At 31.7% G+C, this 16,989-nt stretch carries 19 protein-coding genes; 3 read left to right on the plus strand and 16 right to left on the minus strand.

Annotated elements, in window-relative coordinates; genetic code table 11:
• Window positions 1–212: 212 nt before the first annotated feature.
• From KA856_RS09765 to KA856_RS09780, 4 genes are all read right to left on the minus strand, one after another.
• The gene (locus KA856_RS09765) at window positions 213–1,688 is read right to left on the minus strand and encodes a M17 family metallopeptidase (protein ID WP_107386373.1); all 1,476 of its coding nucleotides are present in this window, start codon (window positions 1,686–1,688) and stop codon (window positions 213–215) included.
• A 183-nt stretch (window positions 1,689–1,871) separates the two neighbouring features.
• Window positions 1,872–3,080: an NAD(P)/FAD-dependent oxidoreductase gene (locus KA856_RS09770; protein ID WP_107384601.1), complete on the minus strand. Its 1,209-nt coding sequence runs from the start codon at window positions 3,078–3,080 to the stop codon at window positions 1,872–1,874.
• A gap of 236 nt (window positions 3,081–3,316) precedes the next feature.
• Complete coding sequence (locus tag KA856_RS09775; RefSeq protein ID WP_107384600.1) at window positions 3,317–3,676, minus strand: HesB/IscA family protein; 360 nt, start codon at window positions 3,674–3,676, stop codon at window positions 3,317–3,319.
• Between the two features lie 13 nt (window positions 3,677–3,689).
• Window positions 3,690–3,926, minus strand: coding sequence for a YuzB family protein (locus KA856_RS09780; RefSeq protein WP_019469672.1), 237 nt, complete (start codon window positions 3,924–3,926; stop codon window positions 3,690–3,692).
• 439 nt (window positions 3,927–4,365) lie between these two features.
• Here KA856_RS09780 and KA856_RS09785 point away from each other — a divergent pair, with 439 nt between their 5' ends.
• Window positions 4,366–5,430 carry an NAD(P)/FAD-dependent oxidoreductase gene (locus KA856_RS09785; RefSeq protein WP_107384599.1) on the plus strand — a complete coding sequence of 355 codons (1,065 nt, stop codon included), beginning with the start codon at window positions 4,366–4,368 and terminating at the stop codon, window positions 5,428–5,430.
• Between the two features lie 91 nt (window positions 5,431–5,521).
• On the opposite strand, the gene KA856_RS09790 is transcribed toward KA856_RS09785, so the two are convergent.
• Complete coding sequence (locus tag KA856_RS09790) at window positions 5,522–5,833, minus strand: YuzD family protein (RefSeq protein WP_107386374.1); 312 nt, start codon at window positions 5,831–5,833, stop codon at window positions 5,522–5,524.
• A gap of 106 nt (window positions 5,834–5,939) precedes the next feature.
• Between KA856_RS09790 and KA856_RS09795 the strand changes: the two genes are divergently transcribed.
• Window positions 5,940–6,182 carry a NifU family protein gene (locus KA856_RS09795; RefSeq protein ID WP_019469675.1) on the plus strand — a complete coding sequence of 81 codons (243 nt, stop codon included), beginning with the start codon at window positions 5,940–5,942 and terminating at the stop codon, window positions 6,180–6,182.
• Window positions 6,183–6,546: 364 nt separating this feature from the next.
• Here KA856_RS09795 and dltD read toward each other — a convergent pair whose 3' ends face one another.
• The 8 genes from dltD to KA856_RS09835 all read right to left on the minus strand — a co-directional run bounded on the left by dltD (window position 6,547) and on the right by KA856_RS09835 (window position 13,413).
• Complete coding sequence (gene dltD / locus KA856_RS09800; RefSeq protein WP_107386375.1) at window positions 6,547–7,692, minus strand: D-alanyl-lipoteichoic acid biosynthesis protein DltD; 1,146 nt, start codon at window positions 7,690–7,692, stop codon at window positions 6,547–6,549.
• Window positions 7,689–7,925: a D-alanine--poly(phosphoribitol) ligase subunit 2 gene (dltC, locus tag KA856_RS09805; protein WP_107386376.1), complete on the minus strand. Its 237-nt coding sequence runs from the start codon at window positions 7,923–7,925 to the stop codon at window positions 7,689–7,691. The genes dltD and dltC overlap by 4 nt, the downstream gene beginning before the upstream one ends.
• Before the next feature lie 17 nt (window positions 7,926–7,942).
• Entirely contained in the window at window positions 7,943–9,157 is a 1,215-nt protein-coding gene (gene dltB, locus KA856_RS09810) for a D-alanyl-lipoteichoic acid biosynthesis protein DltB (protein WP_210138654.1), read from the minus strand.
• Entirely contained in the window at window positions 9,154–10,617 is a 1,464-nt protein-coding gene (gene dltA, locus KA856_RS09815; RefSeq protein WP_107386378.1) for a D-alanine--poly(phosphoribitol) ligase subunit DltA, read from the minus strand. Before dltA ends, dltB begins: the two co-directional genes overlap by 4 nt.
• 14 nt (window positions 10,618–10,631) lie before the next feature.
• The gene (locus tag KA856_RS09820; protein WP_107386379.1) at window positions 10,632–10,778 is read right to left on the minus strand and encodes a teichoic acid D-Ala incorporation-associated protein DltX; all 147 of its coding nucleotides are present in this window, start codon (window positions 10,776–10,778) and stop codon (window positions 10,632–10,634) included.
• 444 nt (window positions 10,779–11,222) lie between these two features.
• A complete protein-coding gene (locus KA856_RS09825; protein WP_210138655.1) occupies window positions 11,223–12,182 on the minus strand; it encodes a 2-hydroxyacid dehydrogenase in 960 nt (319 codons plus the stop codon).
• A 10-nt stretch (window positions 12,183–12,192) separates the two neighbouring features.
• The gene (locus KA856_RS09830; protein WP_210138660.1) at window positions 12,193–12,972 is read right to left on the minus strand and encodes a TIGR01457 family HAD-type hydrolase; all 780 of its coding nucleotides are present in this window, start codon (window positions 12,970–12,972) and stop codon (window positions 12,193–12,195) included.
• A 6-nt stretch (window positions 12,973–12,978) separates the two neighbouring features.
• Window positions 12,979–13,413, minus strand: coding sequence for a DUF86 domain-containing protein (locus KA856_RS09835; protein WP_107384281.1), 435 nt, complete (start codon window positions 13,411–13,413; stop codon window positions 12,979–12,981).
• Window positions 13,414–13,557: 144 nt separating this feature from the next.
• Between KA856_RS09835 and KA856_RS09840 the strand changes: the two genes are divergently transcribed.
• Window positions 13,558–13,824: a DUF3055 domain-containing protein gene (locus tag KA856_RS09840; protein WP_107384282.1), complete on the plus strand. Its 267-nt coding sequence runs from the start codon at window positions 13,558–13,560 to the stop codon at window positions 13,822–13,824.
• Window positions 13,825–14,085: 261 nt separating this feature from the next.
• On the opposite strand, the gene KA856_RS09845 is transcribed toward KA856_RS09840, so the two are convergent.
• From KA856_RS09845 to KA856_RS09855, 3 genes are all read right to left on the minus strand, one after another.
• The gene (locus KA856_RS09845) at window positions 14,086–14,472 is read right to left on the minus strand and encodes a YutD family protein (RefSeq protein ID WP_107384283.1); all 387 of its coding nucleotides are present in this window, start codon (window positions 14,470–14,472) and stop codon (window positions 14,086–14,088) included.
• A gap of 171 nt (window positions 14,473–14,643) precedes the next feature.
• Window positions 14,644–15,573: a lipoyl synthase gene (gene lipA / locus KA856_RS09850; RefSeq protein ID WP_107384284.1), complete on the minus strand. Its 930-nt coding sequence runs from the start codon at window positions 15,571–15,573 to the stop codon at window positions 14,644–14,646.
• 81 nt (window positions 15,574–15,654) lie between these two features.
• The gene (locus KA856_RS09855) at window positions 15,655–16,974 is read right to left on the minus strand and encodes a bifunctional metallophosphatase/5'-nucleotidase (RefSeq protein ID WP_107386416.1); all 1,320 of its coding nucleotides are present in this window, start codon (window positions 16,972–16,974) and stop codon (window positions 15,655–15,657) included.
• Window positions 16,975–16,989: the final 15 nt, after the last annotated feature.

Raw genomic sequence — 16,989 nt, forward strand, 5'->3', positions numbered from 1 at the left:
GTTATCGAACTAAAGTATCACGAGATTTATAATAACAATTGCTTATCAAATTGTCAATCCTATCTTTAGATATATTTATTCAAAACTTTATACTAAAATGAGACATGCTTCATAAACTTGCCAACCTTTTTATATAAGTTAAAAAAGCTTCAAGTTAATCTACTAAAAATTAACTTGAAGCATATGTTTTCTTAACTTCAATATTGTTTATTTTACAGGTTACGTAACCATTGTACGATTGTTGATATTAGATAACCTGTAGGCCCAACTGGCCCCTTATAACTTGGTTTATTCGTAGTAGCAGGCCCTGCGATATCAAAATGTAAATGTGGTGTATTACCTGCAAAATGATTGATAAATGTTGCCGCAAACAATGCTTTACCTTGACCATTGGTATGGTTGACTAAATCAGCTACCTCACTTTTTCTTATCAGTCCTTGTTCTGTAGCAGTAATCGGTAATTCAAAGACTTTTTCATCCATAATTTCTGCTTGACTTAGAATAGATTTTAAAGTGTCTTCAGCATTTTGATTAAAAACGGCAGCTTTATCTTCACCTAACGCAGCTACAGCAGCACCAGTTAAAGTTGCAAAATCTAATATTATATTTGGCTGAAATTGATTAGCATAGAATACAGCGTCACCTAAAACAAGACGTCCTTCTGCATCTGTATTTAAAACCTCTACAGACTCCCCACTTAGCGCTGTGTAAACATCATCTGGTTTCATCGCTTCTTCATTCACCATATTTTCAGCAGCAGCAATAATACCAACAATATTTAATGGCAGCGCTAATTTACGAGCAGCTTCGATCATTCCTATTACATTTGCTGAGCCACACATATCAAATTTCATGGTCTGCATACCTGTTTTAGATTTAATTGAATAACCACCTGAATCATAAGTAATGCCTTTACCTACAAGTGCAATAGGATTTTCTCCTGGTTTGCCACCATTATAAGTCAATGTAATTACACGTGGTCCATTTTTAGAACCTTTACCAACTGCATGAATTAACCCAAAACCTTCTTTTTGTAAAGTCTTATTATCTTTGATATCAACAAATACATTAGTGTCATTAAATTGGTTTTCTATCAGTTCTGCATAATAAGCAGGTGTTAATATATTAGGTGGTATATTACTATAATCACGAGCTAAATTAACAGCAGTTGCAATTGCTTCACCATTTTCAATAGATTTTGCAATATCATCTTCTTCTGTATGTATCTCTAATTTTAATTGATAAGGCGCTGATTTATTGGATTTATAACCATCAAAATGATAAATTGATTGTTCACTTTGCTGACCAAGAATTTCAGCGATTATTTCCTTTTCGACTTTTTGAGATTTAAATGAATTAAATAACAGTGAAGCTTCAGTGATTCTACTGCTATTTAAAGCTTGAAATAAATTACCAAATATTTTTAAATAATCATTGTATCCTAATTCCTTAGTATTTCCTAATCCTACAGTAATCAACTTATGTGCTTTCTCTTCTACTTTAAAAAATGTAGTCGATATTATTCCAACATTTGTGCTAAAGACTTGATGTTCCTTTAAAGGTGATAATAAGTCTTTTAAATCTTCTTCACCTATTTTTATTGCCTCTAATTGATTTAAGTGTTCAGGTACACCAACAATGATTGTATCTTGTTCAACCTTAGCAGTGTTATTTATAATTGCTTTCATCAATCATCCCTCATTTCAGTTTATTCAGTCACATTGTATCATTTATTAATCCCTATCCATTATTAAAAATGATTTACAGTCTATACTTATAAAAACATACATATAATAATTGAGGCTGAGACATAAAATAGTCTCAGCCTCAATATTTATACTACTAGATATACATCTAGTATTTATCAGTTATTAAAATTTACCTTTTTTAAATGCTAAGCCTACGCCACCAAGTTTGAATACCGCACGTGTATCGATAACTTTTTTCATAAATGCAGCTTTTTTACCTTGGATATCTTTACCATAAACAACGCCAACGCCATCGTTAGCACCTAAAGAACAAACTGTACCACGATCAACATATTCAAACTCTTGAGTTGGTTGACCTTCTAGGATATTTTTAATGTTCTTAGCAGTGTGCTCGCCTTCTTGCATAGCAATTTGTGCTGTTGTAGGTAATGGACGTTCTTCCCCAGCTGGAATAAATGCAGAACAATCACCTATTACAAAAATATCATTATATCCATCGATTGTTAAATCTTGGTTAGTAACGATACGGCCACGTTTCACACCTTCAAATGATTCTTCCATTAATTTGCTACCACGAACACCAGCAGCCCATACAACTGTATTCGCTTCTAATTGTTGTTCTTCATCGTTAACCTTAACTACGAAACCTTTTTCATTTGCAGCAACGATTGGTGTAGCAATTTTAAATTCAACACCTTTGCTTTCTAAATAACTTACTGCATGGTTTACTAATTCATCAGAGAATTGAGGTAACATTTTTGGAGCAGCTTCTACACAAGTAATTTTAACTTTTGTTTGATCTACACCATATTTGTTACATAACTCAGGGATACGATCAGTCAATTCACCTAAGAATTCAACACCTGTAAATCCTGCACCACCAACGATAATAGCTAAATCTTTATCGTCTTTATTTTTTGATGCAGCATAGTTAGCAAATTTATCTTCAATGTGACGCGCTAATTTACGAGCAGTTAAAACATTTTCGATTTGGAAAGCATGATCTTTCATACCTTTAATACCAAATGTTTCACTTTCGAAACCTAAAGCAACAACTAAAATATCAAAATCAAAAATGCCCGCATCAGTTTCTACTTTTTTAGCATTGCGATCGATTTTTGTAACTTCTGCTTTGATGAAGTTTACTTTATTCTTATTGATCACACTTTCAACTGGGTATAAAACATCTTCATAACTAATTGTTCCAGCTGAAGCTTCATGTAACCAAGTCGCTTCATAGTGATAATCATTCTTATTAATTAATGTAATTTCAGCCTCATCAGCCGAAAGTTGCTTTTGTAATTTGGTAATAGCTTGTAACCCAGCGTAACCAGCGCCTAAAACTAAAACTTTTTTACGTTCTTGAGCCATTTCATTCACCTAAGCTTTCATAATTTTTTTGTTGCGATCGTCTTTTTTAATATACTGATTTTCATAGAAATTCACAAAAAAGACATTTTTCATCCAACACTAATTTTATAGTTTTTATAGTTTATTTTCAAGCCGAAACGCATATATTGTTTGTTTTTTCACATAAACAGATAAAAGACTATAGTTCTCACCTCACTTAGTCGAACTATAGTCTATAAAAACTCTATTTACAATTATTAACAATCTTCTGGTGACCCAGAAACTTTTGCAGTTCTGAATGAACTACCACAACCACAAGATGCAATTGCATTTGGATTGTCGATTTGGAAGCCACCGCCCATTAACGATTGTTTAAAATCAATTTTTGTACCTTCCAATACTGGTATGTCATATTTATCAATCAGCACTTTCACACCGTGAAATTCAAATATTTCATCATTCTCACTAGGTTCAGCTTCTGCAGACATACCATACGTTAATCCAGTACAGCCACCACCATTGACTTTAATTTTCAAAAAGCCATTCGGCATATCATTTTGTTCCATCATATCTTTAACTTCGTATGCTGCCGCTTCTGTCAGTTCAACTACTGCCATTAAAATTACCTCCCTAAAAAATCCATGTTTCTTCTATATGTGAATAAATATTTTGTAATAAGTCGTCTGGTGATTCTCCTTCAACAATATCACCGTTTACTAATGCATACAAGCCACTTGAGCAAATACCACAATTTTGTAGACAACCATATTCTAAAACGTCTACACCTGGATCATTTTCAAGTTGATTATATACATAATCTCCACCTTTCGCTAAATTCGAAATGCAGAACTCAACTATTGGATTCATATTACACCCTCTCAATTAATTATCAGTTTATCAATTATAACAAAATCACACCGCTTTTGACCAATGACTAGCTTATATTATTTATTCAGTTATTTTGCCGTTTTTTGTTACAAATCAATTAAAACAAAACTTATTTTCGTATGAAATGTCATTCACACAATATTTTTATATTGTTATAATCATATTGCATTTAAAAGATATATATTTACAAATTACAATTCATCATGTTTATTTGTAGAAGTATATAAAAAAGCATATAATATATCTAAGTAAGCTTATTATGAAATGGTATTTCGTTCAATGAAGACGAATATGATTTAACCACATTATATTTATTGACTTACATTGACGACAAGAGATAAAGATATTATTTATTAACGAAAATAAGTTGTATTTTTATCAAATTGCTCAATACATTTTTACTAAAGGGGTATCATAAATGAAAAATTTAGTTCTATTGGGTGGCGGATACGGAAATATGCGCATTATGTCTCATATTTTACCATCTGCACTTCCTGAAAATTATTCTATTACATTAATTGATCGTATGCCTTATCATGGTTTAAAACCAGAATTCTATGAATTAGCTGCTGGTACTAAATCAGACAAAGATATTCGTATGAATTTCCCTGATTCAGAACGTATCAATATTGTGTATGGAGAAATTAATGATATTAATTTGGAAGATCAAATTATTTCAGTTGGCAACACAAAAGTAGATTATGATGAATTGGTTATTGGACTTGGTTGTGAAGACAAATATCATAATGTTCCAGGGGCTGCAGAATATACTCACAGTATCCAAACGTTATCAAGTTCACGGGAAACATTTCATCATATTAGTGAACTACCCAACGGAGCAAAAGTAGGTATTGTAGGTGCAGGTTTAAGTGGCATCGAATTAGCGAGTGAACTCCGTGAAAGTCGTAAAGACTTACAAATATACTTATATGATCGTGGAGAACGCATCTTGCGACGTTTCCCTGAAAAATTAAGTCGTTATATAGAAAATTGGTTTAGAAAGAACGATGTAACAGTAGTACCAAACTCTGATATTAATCGTGTGGAACCTGGTAAGATTTTCAATAATGATGTACCTGAACCATTAGATTTAATCGTTTGGACAGCTGGAATTCAACCTGTGGAAATTGTTAGAAATTTACCAATTGATATTAGTAGAGATGGCCGTGTCATCCTTAACCAATACCATCAAGTTCCAACCTATAAAAATGTTTACGTAGTAGGAGACTGTGCAGATTTGCCTCATGCACCTAGTGCACAACTTGCTGAGGTTCAAGGAGACCAAATTGCAGATGTTATGAAACTACAATGGCAAGGCAAGCCTCTACCAGAAAAAATGCCAGAACTTAAAGTTCAAGGTTTCTTAGGTTCTCTTGGCGATAAAAAAGGTTTTGCCTACATCATGGACAGAACAGTTACTGGTCGTTTAGCTTCAATCTTAAAATCTGGTGTGCTATGGTTATACAAATATCACAATGGATAAATCTTAAACAAAAATAACAAAGACACGTCTTCATATACTTTACTAACTTCTGTTAAAAGTATATGAACGTGTCTTTTTCTAAATGATTAAATTAATGCGCATCCATAAATTTAGTAATATCTCTCAATTGTACATATCCATCAGTAACATATTCATCATTCATCGTTACAAGTGGATAGAACAATTCATCTTCCTGAATACGCTCAATATATTGTTGGTCATGATCAGTTAAATTTTCAGTATCCTTCTCGATATCGATATACGTAAATTCAAATTGTGTATCTGGATACTTTCTTTTGAGCAATGGTTGCAGCCAATCAAAAGTATTTCGAGCAGTTGGTGCATTAACACAGCTTGCACAAACAACATCTGCACCATAAACGACTACACTTACTTTATTCATTTTAACTATCCCCTTTTGTCTTGATTGATAGATTTTTCTTTATATATCTATTATAATAAAAAGATAGACAGAAAATGAAATAATATACTTGAAAGGAGGCATTTCCATGCCAACTGAAAACGTAACAATGTTTGATCAAGTAGCAGAAGTAATTGAAAAACTACGTCCATTCTTACTACGTGATGGCGGCGATTGCTCGTTAGTAGATGTAGAAGATGGAATTGTTAAGCTTCAATTGCACGGTGCATGTGGTACATGCCCAAGTTCAACAATCACATTAAAAGCAGGCATCGAACGCGCTTTACATGAAGAAGTACCTGGAGTAGTAGAAGTAGAACAAGTATTCTAGTTGATCAACTTAAATATAAATTAAACAACAAAAGCGTCAAATTTTATAGAATTCTTTGTTTATGAATTTGTTATATAATAACCGATTCATAACAAAATGCACTTTCATGTTCAATGAAGGTGCATTTTTATATTCAAATCAGTAATAAAATCGATGTATGCACGATGTGAAATACATTTGATTTTGTTAGTTAATTTTATTTAAGTCATCTTTTTCCTGAACAATATACTGTCTGGACTTATGTAAAGATTGGATTCATGAATCACGTCCATAAAAAAATGATAGGAAATCTATTGTTGCGATTTCCTATCATATGCTACATTTCATATATTTTTCAAATCATCCACGTTCAATTTTAAAATAACTATTTACGCATGTGCTGCGCAATGTGCTCACTAATATAAACCCAGCCTTTCCATCCTATATGGACGGCATCACTGATAACATAAGGTTCATAATCTTTATCTGTCATATCATAAATTTTCCCACCACGATTAACAACAGTTTCTCTAATTTTGTTATATACTTTCTGACGTTTTTCTTTATTTACACCTATATGATCGTACCACTTTCCATTTGATGGAAGACTGATATATTCTATATCAGCACCAGCTTCTCGCATAGTATCTACCAATAACTCCAAATCTTTAAACTCTGGAGAATTACTATTAAATTCATAATCTCTATTCACTTTACGCTTATGTTTTTTTATTAATTGCCAATACTCATCTCTAATTTTAAACATATTTGATTTTGAATGTTTAGCGCCATATTGTTCAGATTTATTGAGAAGCATTTTCCAACTTTCATCTTGAGCTGTTACTGGTTTAATATCTTCTAGCTCAGTATTTGAAAGTGGGAAATTCGACTTTATCGCTTCAATTTTTTCAAATTGATTCATTTTAAACGGTGATAAATATTGGTCTTTATTGTTGGTTTTACCTTTAGCTACTTTTTCTAAATATTTTCGGTTTTCTACATTTTTAAATCTCAATAAACGCTTTGCATAGCGTTGTTTAAGCTCTGGACTTAAATAATTTTGATTAAATAAACGATTCAATTGTGCTTTAGATATACGTGCATCAAAATTTTTATTAGTTAATCCATGGTCCGTAAACCATTGTGGTGATATGATAAGTGCCATTTTCTTTCCTTTTAAATGATCATATTGTGAAGCTAATTCCACAGCATTAATCAAATCTGTAGAACCACCTGTGCCAATTAGAAATGGTTGTTTAGCATACGTATTTTTGTTGCGCAATAACATAGATGGATTAAACGGATCATCCTTTCCAAGTTCACTAGAACCATAAATAGGATAAAAATGATTCGATTTAAACATCTTATCTTGTATTAACGTACCTTTTAACACTTGATCTGATAGTGAAGTGCGTTGATTTTCTATAGTTTTCGGAGTAATTAATCCACTAAACCAGCTAGAAGGTAATATTAAGAAAATCCCAAATAAACATAGACTGATAATAATTGGAATAAAGTGTTTTAATTTCATTTTAATTCTTCTAATGCCGTTACAATCTTATTAGGCGTTGCCCATTCATCTCTGTCAAAATCCATAATTGAAACTTCTATATCTAATTTATTTTGAATTTCTAATAATAAACCAACCGTTTGAAATGAATCTATAATACCTTCTTCAAATAATTCAACGTCAGGGTTTTCTTTCACGATATTACTTTCAGTTACTTCAGCTAATAGATCTAACACTTGTTCTTTAAATTCCATTATAATTCCTCCTCATTTTAAAAAAGTTTTCCAGAAAAAATCAGAAAACCGAATGTTACAAAGTGAAACGTTACAACAATACTTAAAGCAGTTGTAAACTGGTTCTGCCAACATGGACGATGGTTTTTTCTCCATTTTTCATAATAACCATATCCAATAAATAATGCTGCATGGTACAAACCATACAAAATATAATAAATTTCAATACCATGCCAGATGCCCATTATTAAAAAGTTTAAGAAAAATGCTATATTCGACATTGCAAATTGACTTTTCAGTAATTTTTTCTTTGACATAAAGAATAATGAACGCATATAAATACAATCTCTAAACCAGAATGAGAGTGACATATGCCATCTATTCCAAAAATCTTTAATATTTTTAGCTTTAAATGGTTGGTTAAAGTTTTGCGGGGTTTGAATACCATAAATATAACTAAATGCTATAGCAAAAAGTGAATAACCGGCAAAATCAAAAAATAAATATAAACTGTAAGCATACATATATAGCCATTTTGTGATAACACCAGAAAAATCCAGCATTAATGGATTAATTGCAAATGTTTGTATTAAATAAGCAATAATGTATTTATATAAATATCCGAGCATGATGTAATGTATTGCTTTGACTAATAAATGACTATAGTCACTTCCACTCAGAATTTTATTGTCATCTTTTACAAAACGTTTGTAACGGTCAATCGGTCCTGAAGAAATGGTTGGAAAAAATGATATAAACTGTACTACTTTCCAAAGTCTTACCTCTTTGATTGAGCCATCTCTAATTTCCATTAATAGTTGAACACTTTTAAAAGTTACATATGAAATGCCTAAAAACCCTATAAATTCAATAAATTTACTCTCATGTAGTTTTAACTGCGCAGTACCAAACCACGAACTTTGCATAACTTTCACAATAATCAGTGGCAAAATAGAAAGAAAAATAACTGATATAAATTTTGTTGTAGTATTATTTTTAGCTCGAGAATGCCAATAATATATAATAATCATCACTTGCCAAATCAGATAAAGTATAAAATTTATCAATTCTAAGCTTAAATACGTTTGCCCAAATAGGTTATGCTTAGTCGATGAGAATATTAATATAATCATAACGGCTGTACTAAGACCATTATAGATTTTGCTCTGTTTGCCCATAAATCCTAATATGATAACTGGTAATAATATTACTAATGCTATAAAAAAGAATGTAAAATCGCCATATGGAATCATTTCAATATAGCCTCAGCAATCTTCTTACGATCCAATTTCCCATTCATCGTAAGCGGTAATTTCTTCATATATATTATCTTTTTGGGAATCATATATTCAGGCAGTACAGGTTTCAACTCAGTTTTGATATCATGTGTCAAAGTTTGAACTTCTTTTACCTCATCACAATGATTCAATATTACTGCGGCATTTAAATGAGTGACTTTGTTATTTTTATAAGTTGGTACGACAATCGCATCTCTAATCTTTTCTAATTTTCGCAATTGAAATTCAATTTCTTCTAATTCCATACGATAACCGTTTAATTTAATTTGATAATCTATTCTCCCATTAATAAACCATTGATTATTAATAAATTGTGCTTTGTCACCAGTGTAATAAGATTTCTGGCCGTCTAACTTGTTAAATACTTTTTTAGAACGTAGTTCGTCTTTGACATATCCTTCACTTACACATTTCCCTGAAATAATTAGTTCGCCTTCATGAGTCAAAGATAACTTCGTTCCCGGTTGCGGTAATCCTACTGGTAAAGGATTGTACTGATTTATCACTTCTTCTGTAACTAATATACTTGTAACTGCTACCGTAGCTTCTGTAGGCCCATAAGTGTTGTAAATATAAGCAGATGGGAAACGTTGCAGCAATAGTTTTGCAGTTTTATTTGCCAATATCTCGCCGCAAAAGAAAAATTCCTTTAAATTACTGTAATATGCTTCTGTCAAGCGAGGCAGCATGAGACACATTTCCATAAATGAGGGTGTAGATACCCATACATTTATTTTTGATTCTTCTAACATTTCATTTAATAATTTTGGTTTATTAATCATTGTCTTATCAACTAAGTTCAAAGTTCCAGCAGTCATTAAACATGGATATATAGACATGACAGACAAATCAAATGAAAAAGGCGCTTGATTTAACCATTGTTGATTTGAACCAACTTGATTAAGTTCTAACATCCAATTTGTAAAAAGATTGAGGCTCTCATAACTGATTTGTACACCTTTGGGCTCTCCAGTAGAACCTGATGTGAAAATAGTATAAGCAATATCTGAATCTTTAATTTTACTTACTGTGTCCTCATTTTGTTTTACGCCTGTTAATAAATCTTTTGAAATAAAGGAAATATCCTCAATTTCTAGTTGTTCATCAGTAGTATTAAATATAAATCGAGGCTCTATTTTATTTATAATAGATAGAATACGATCTTGAGGGATAGAAGTATCTAGGGGAACATAGCCACAACCTGCTTTCATACTACCTATCATTCCCACAATCATAAACGGGGACATGTGCCCATATAAAATTAGTGGTGTTTTAGCATCTTTCAATAGGATTGCAAGTTGATTAGCAAAGCGATTGAGCGCTTCATATGTCAGAATTTCGTCATTATGTTTAACTGCAACTTGATTTGGGCAGTTTTCTCCATGCTCTATTAAAGTTCGAATGATGTCTTTCATGATAGTCTCCTTAATTAAAATTCATTGTAAATAAAGTTATTGTGTGTATCTCCTGTACCATAAATTAAATATAATGCAATTAATATAGCTAAGTACATTACTATCAATAACCATGGTTTGAATTTTTGTAAAGCAGTACATTCTTTATCGTTTTTTTGCATATTTCACCTCTAGCATTTATGTAAATTCAACATTAATTATCTTCATTAAATTATTTTTTATGTTTTACACTTTATTGTATATAAATTATTCAACTTTTTCACCAATTAATTATACAATTTTTCCTACGCCATTACAATTAAATATTTGTGCATCTATATAACAAAATTGTTAGATAGAATATAAATAAATAGAGCATTATTTTAAAAATCAAAAAAATACACATTAAATTCTTTTACAAAATTTAATGTGTATTCAATAAAACATTTTAAACCAAGATATAATGATCTAATAATGCAACAACCACAGTTATCATATGTGGCAATCATCTTTTAGTAATAATGCAAATTTAAATGACTGATATTCATTGTAAATATTTCTAAAAATTAAGCTACTCTTCACTTGGGTTAATCAAGTAATGAGTAGCTTGACATGGTATAAGTAATTTATACCACGGGAGTCTTAGGTTCTTTTTCACTTAATACTAACTTTATATTATCTACACAAAGTTGTATCATTCGGTTTCTTGTTATCACCGATGCACTTCCAATATGTGGGAGTATCGTTGCATTGTTCATTGAAAGTAACGAATGTTTCATATCAATGGGTTCTTCTCTTAAAACATCCAATCCACATGCTTTAATTTCACCATTTTGTAAAGCCTTCACTAATGCTTCCTCGTCAACGACAGCGCCCCTACCGATATTGATAAAAATCGCATCATTTTTCATCATTTTAAATGCCTTATCGTCAAACTTATCACGTGTTTCTGGAGTTAATGGTACCGTACAAATCACAAAGTCGCTCTCTTTTAATAATGTTTCAAATGAAACGTATAATGCGCCAAGCGCTTCTTCATCATCTTTATGTCTTGTTCTGTTATGATACATAATATTCGTATTAAAACCTTTTAGACGTCTCGCGAATGCTTTTCCAATATCGCCCATACCATAAATGCCGACGTTAGCATGATATAAATCTTTACCAGCAAATAAATACGGTCCCCAACTCTGCCATTCACCATTTTGAACATATGTTTCCGCTTCGACTACACGTCTTGCCACTGCAAGCATCAAAGTAAAGCCTAATTCTGCCGTTGTTTCAGTTAACACGCTTGGTGTATTCGTCACAACAATACCCTTACTTTGCATCAAATCAACATCTATATTATCATAACCTACTGCCATGTTTGCTATGACTTTCAGATTTGGTGCAGCTTCAATGACTTCTTCATCCATTGTTTCACTTAATGTCACAAAACAAGCTGTCGCGTCTTTTAAAGCAGTTAAAAATTTCTCTCTTGGCATAGGGGTCAACGATGCATCCCAAACTTCTACTTCACCGATGTCCTCTAATTGTTTGATAAATTTCTGTGGAATTTTTCTACTTACTACGATTTTTTGCATTCAATCACTCCTAAACTTCGAGTTCTTTGATTACCTCGTTTAAATCTTTAAAACTATATGTTGGCGGTATTTCTTTTTGGTTTACATCATCTAAAGTTGATACACCTGTTTGAACATGTATTGTATCAACATTAACATTGATTCCAGAAAGTATATCTGTATCATATAAATCACCTATCATTGCAACTTCAGAACAATCTAACCCCAAAATTTCTAAGGCTTTATTCATAATAATAGGTTCCGGTTTACCAATGAATGTTGGTTCAACGCCTGTAGATACTGACACAACACTTGTAATTGCGCCATTACCAGGTAAGAACCCACGTTCTTTTGGAATGGATACATCTTTATTTGTTGAAATGAATTTTGCTCCGTTTCGAACACCTAGTGTAGCAGTTGCTAGTTTTTCATAAGTTACAGCTTCATCCAAACCAATAACTACATAATCTACAAACTCATCACCTTTTATTTTTAATTGATGTTGCGTTAACGCTTTTTCTAAACCAGCGCCACCTAACATATAGATTGAAGCACCTGGTTGTTCATCAGCAATATACTCTGCAGTTGCCAGTGCTGATGTAACTACTTCATCTGCTGTAGCATCAATTCCCATCACTTTTAATTTTTCTGCTACTTCTGATGGTTCTTTAGTAGAGTTATTCGTGACAAATAAATGAGGTATTTGATGCTTGTTTAAGTATTCAATAAACTGTGCTGCACCATCAATTTTTTCATTCCCTTTGTACATCGTACCATCCAAATCAATGAGATATGCTTTGTACTGTTTCATCAAAAATTACTTCTCTCCTTTTTGACCAAATGCTGTTATAGGTACATTTTCATTATTCAAAAATTGTATTACTTCATCGATAAATTGTTGATAATAATCAAGTGTTTTATCAAAAAGTGGTTTCAATTGAATCGTATCAAGTTCATCATAAAAATGAACGAATTGCTTTCTGACATCAACAGTTTGGTTAACATTATTTTGAGTATCTTTAGAAATTACATTTTCTAATTCTAAAATATCAATGACATCTTTATAATTTCCTGGATCTCTCAAAATAAAGCCATCAATGATCATATTACCAATATCTACCGATGATTCAATCAACATTTGTGAAATTCTTTCAAATGCATAGTGATTATCTCTATAATCTGGATAATCATTAACTAATTGTTGTAAATAGTTTAATTTTTTATCTAACTTTTCTTTATTAACAAAATACATCTAAGTCACCCCTATCATTCTCATCATACCATACCTTTGCAGTCGAATTCATTTATGGTTATACTGTAAATTAAGACTTTTTAAGTTCATTGAATGATTCGAATAATAAAAACTTTAATATCTCAATGATGAAAGGGTGTTTTTATGATAGATATGTATCTTTATGACGATGATGAATCATCACAGGTACAATTTGTAGGTTTCGTCGGAGAATTTAGTCGTTATGATTTAATGCTTATACAAACCAATCGTCATTTTGGAAAAACAATTGTTTTAAACATGCAAACAAATAAATTTGGCATTATTGGTACAGATGATTTAGAAGAAGAAGGATACATTGCTTATATTTTAGGTGTAACTGAAAATGAAGGTAATGAAATCACTGAATATCTCAATCAAGTCATACAATAATTGCTGTGGCAAACGCACAAGTTCAAAATACAGTTCGTTAAATATTATTTCTATGTCATATTATTAATTAAATCGATGCACATGATAAGACACAATGTCATTGAAAAAGGCTGAGTCATTTACGATAATCAGCCTTTTTTATTTTATTTAGCGTCATGATAAATCTACATAAAAAAGCTACTATTCATTACCCGTAACTCCTCGGTTGAATAGCAGCCTAACTTGTTTTTAATATTAAACTGACGCTAAATCTACATCAACTTACTGTTCTGTATCTTGAATCGTTGGTTGAATTTTAACATCTTGTAATTTATTTTCTTCAAATGATATCTCTGCATTTTCATCTTCTGCTTCAATTTGGGATTTAATTTCATTTTCTGGAACTTTTCTAAGAATAAAATACGGACACCCAAAGTTGCAGTATTCTAATAAATAATCTTGAATTGTGGAAAAACGCTTACTTAATTCAGCTTTTTTATTCGAATCTTTATAGAATCCTTTTAATCTTAATTGATCATACCCAAAATCTCCCACAATATAGTCATACTTATCTAAAATATCTGCGTAACGATTTGCAAATAATGTTTCATCAAAACATTCTCTATAATCTTCTATAATTTCAAAATAAAAACTATTAACTTTTATCATTATACTCACCTAATCTAATTTTCATTACTCAATTTAACCGTACATTGTCTGTCTTTAATAGGTTAGTAATCAATTTTTATTATTTCTAATAAAAGACTTAGCCCAAAGTGAGTTAACGCGCGTCGTTAATATCCCTAATTGAACTAAGTCTTTAAATGCAATATCTATGTTTTAACTATTAGAATCTGTACTAAGTTTTTCTTCACCTAGACGATGTCTTTCTTTTGCAGCTTCATTTACTTGCTCATCTGCATGATAAGAACTTCTCACAAGCGGTCCAGCTTGGCAATGTTTGAAACCTTTATCCATTGCAACTTTTCTTAATTTACCAAATTCTAAAGGTGTATAGTATTTTTCAACTTTTAAGTGTTTACGTGAAGGTTGCAAATATTGACCAATAGTCAAGATATCTACGTCATTCGCACGTAAATCATCCATTGTTTCATAAATTTCTTCATGAGTTTCACCTAGTCCTACCATTAAACTAGATTTTGTTGGTATATCAGGTTGTAATTCTTTAGAACGTCTTAAAAATTCTAAAGTACGGTCATAAGTCGCTCTAGCACGAACTCTTGGTGTTAAACGACGAACTGTTTCAATATTATGGTTTAAAATATCTGGTTTTGAAGCCATTAACGTTTCTAAAGCTTCAAAGTCACCACCCATATCAGATGGTAATATTTCTATTGAAGTGTAAGGGTTACGCTCACGTACTTTACGGACTGTTTCAGCATAAACATTTGAACCAGCATCTCTTAAATCATCACGTGCAACCGCTGTTATAACAACATGTTTTAAATTCATTAATTCAACAGATTCTGCCACACGCTCTGGCTCATCTAAATCTAACTCATTAGGCAATCCGGTTTTAACCGCACAGAAACGGCATGCACGCGTACAAACTGCGCCTAAAATCATAAACGTAGCAGTACGACGTTCGCCCCAACACTCATGTATGTTTGGACATTTTGCTTCTTCACACACTGTATGTAAGTTCTTTTCTCGCATCATTTTCTTAAGACCAGTGTAGTTTTCGTTAGTATTCAGTTTTATTTTCAACCAATCTGGTTTACGTAAAATTTCTTCATTTTTAGTAGCCATAACCGCACAATTCCTCCTGATTTCAAATCTGTAATCATTATAACGAAAATCGGATTAAATTAAAACGTAAAATGTAATATTTTAGTATTCGAGCATTTTTTCTTTATAAATATCTCTTAAAAATTCTGGCATTAAGTAATCTATAGATTGTTCTTTTAGTGTAGGAAAATAACGACCAAATGTATACATATCAACGGTACCTAACACATAAATTTTATCGTCTTCAATTTCTTCTCCATTGATGAAATATCTTGATTCTGATTCGATCAATCCTAAATTATATAGTATATAGCCACCAAAAATATCTCCTCTAAAACCTAAACCTTGTGCATGTTCATGTAGATATTCTTGTTTTTGGCTTTTAATAATTATATTTTTTAATTCCAGACCATTTAAACGGATACGAACGGCATTGATAGGATGAGGTAACATTTGATGAATGTCAAACTCTGTCATTTGATTCGCTGAGATACCTTTTACAATCAAACCTGCGTTAATGATTGTACAGTCAGCATTTGTAAATTCAAATACACTTTCAGCTAACATATAAGATGTCTTTGTTATAACATCTGTCCTTCTTGGTAATTCAACTGGTCGATTAATAATTGGATCGCTTAACAGTGCTTTACCTTCACTTTCGAAATGTGTTTCAACCTCAGGTAAAGTGTCTACTGGATAAATCACCGCTTGCTTATCTACAACTCTATTACGGTCTATTTCTAATGTCACTTCACCTAAAAAATGACCATATTTACCTGCAGCTGCCATTAATACACCATTGTTCATTTCTCCATTTTCAAAATAATGATGTGTATGACTCCCTAGTATTAAATCTATTTCAGGAATTTCTTGGCATAATTTCTCATCAAAGAATACGCCTACATGGCTCATAATAATCAATAAATCATAATCACCTTCGTTCACGCTGATTTCGTCTTTAATGGCTTCTAATGGATTGGTAACAACCCAATCCAATGCTCTATAAAATGGCGTGAATGGCGCAGTTGCTGCAACAAATAAGATTCTCACACCTTCAATTTCCTTAATGATTGATGATGTGATATTTCGCGGTAAGTCACCCTGTTCGTCAAAAACATTTGCACAGGTTACATCAAATTTTGCATTGTCATAAAGTGTATTTAATGCATCATGTGAAATGGTCATACCTTCGTTATTACCAATAGTTGCTATATCACAACGTGCTTTATTTAATAGTTCAACATTTTTTATTCCCATAGTAGCTTCTGTAACAGGTGCAGATAGATCTACATGGTCTCCAATATCTAAATAGAGCGAGGGGTGATTTAATTTTGGTCTCTCTTGAGCTAAATATTCGGAAATGCGGGCATACTCATGCAAATGACTATGGATATCATTTGTATGGTAAATAGTTAATTTCACCTTGGTTCCCTCCTC

This window comes from Staphylococcus sp. GDB9P120P (assembly GCF_017893435.1).
In the GTDB taxonomy this organism is placed as follows: domain Bacteria; phylum Bacillota; class Bacilli; order Staphylococcales; family Staphylococcaceae; genus Staphylococcus; species Staphylococcus cohnii.

Excerpts from the sequence above, each read along its gene's own strand:
- dltD (WP_107386375.1), bottom strand. The coding sequence starts at position 7,692 with ATGAAATTAAAACACTTTATTCCAATTATTATCAGTCTATGTTTATTT.
- KA856_RS09825 (WP_210138655.1), bottom strand. The coding sequence starts at position 12,182 with ATGCAAAAAATCGTAGTAAGTAGAAAAATTCCACAGAAATTTATCAAA.
- KA856_RS09835 (WP_107384281.1), bottom strand. The coding sequence starts at position 13,413 with ATGTATTTTGTTAATAAAGAAAAGTTAGATAAAAAATTAAACTATTTA.
- KA856_RS09790 (WP_107386374.1), bottom strand. The coding sequence starts at position 5,833 with ATGAATAAAGTAAGTGTAGTCGTTTATGGTGCAGATGTTGTTTGTGCA.
- KA856_RS09765 (WP_107386373.1), bottom strand. The coding sequence starts at position 1,688 with ATGAAAGCAATTATAAATAACACTGCTAAGGTTGAACAAGATACAATC.
- dltC (WP_107386376.1), bottom strand. The coding sequence starts at position 7,925 with ATGGAATTTAAAGAACAAGTGTTAGATCTATTAGCTGAAGTAACTGAA.
- KA856_RS09845 (WP_107384283.1), bottom strand. The coding sequence starts at position 14,472 with ATGATAAAAGTTAATAGTTTTTATTTTGAAATTATAGAAGATTATAGA.
- dltB (WP_210138654.1), bottom strand. The coding sequence starts at position 9,157 with ATGATTCCATATGGCGATTTTACATTCTTTTTTATAGCATTAGTAATA.
- KA856_RS09775 (WP_107384600.1), bottom strand. The coding sequence starts at position 3,676 with ATGGCAGTAGTTGAACTGACAGAAGCGGCAGCATACGAAGTTAAAGAT.
- KA856_RS09820 (WP_107386379.1), bottom strand. The coding sequence starts at position 10,778 with ATGCAAAAAAACGATAAAGAATGTACTGCTTTACAAAAATTCAAACCA.
- KA856_RS09770 (WP_107384601.1), bottom strand. The coding sequence starts at position 3,080 with ATGGCTCAAGAACGTAAAAAAGTTTTAGTTTTAGGCGCTGGTTACGCT.
- dltA (WP_107386378.1), bottom strand. The coding sequence starts at position 10,617 with ATGAAAGACATCATTCGAACTTTAATAGAGCATGGAGAAAACTGCCCA.
- KA856_RS09785 (WP_107384599.1), top strand. The coding sequence starts at position 4,366 with ATGAAAAATTTAGTTCTATTGGGTGGCGGATACGGAAATATGCGCATT.
- lipA (WP_107384284.1), bottom strand. The coding sequence starts at position 15,573 with ATGGCTACTAAAAATGAAGAAATTTTACGTAAACCAGATTGGTTGAAA.
- KA856_RS09830 (WP_210138660.1), bottom strand. The coding sequence starts at position 12,972 with ATGAAACAGTACAAAGCATATCTCATTGATTTGGATGGTACGATGTAC.
- KA856_RS09795 (WP_019469675.1), top strand. The coding sequence starts at position 5,940 with ATGCCAACTGAAAACGTAACAATGTTTGATCAAGTAGCAGAAGTAATT.
- KA856_RS09780 (WP_019469672.1), bottom strand. The coding sequence starts at position 3,926 with ATGAATCCAATAGTTGAGTTCTGCATTTCGAATTTAGCGAAAGGTGGA.
- KA856_RS09840 (WP_107384282.1), top strand. The coding sequence starts at position 13,558 with ATGATAGATATGTATCTTTATGACGATGATGAATCATCACAGGTACAA.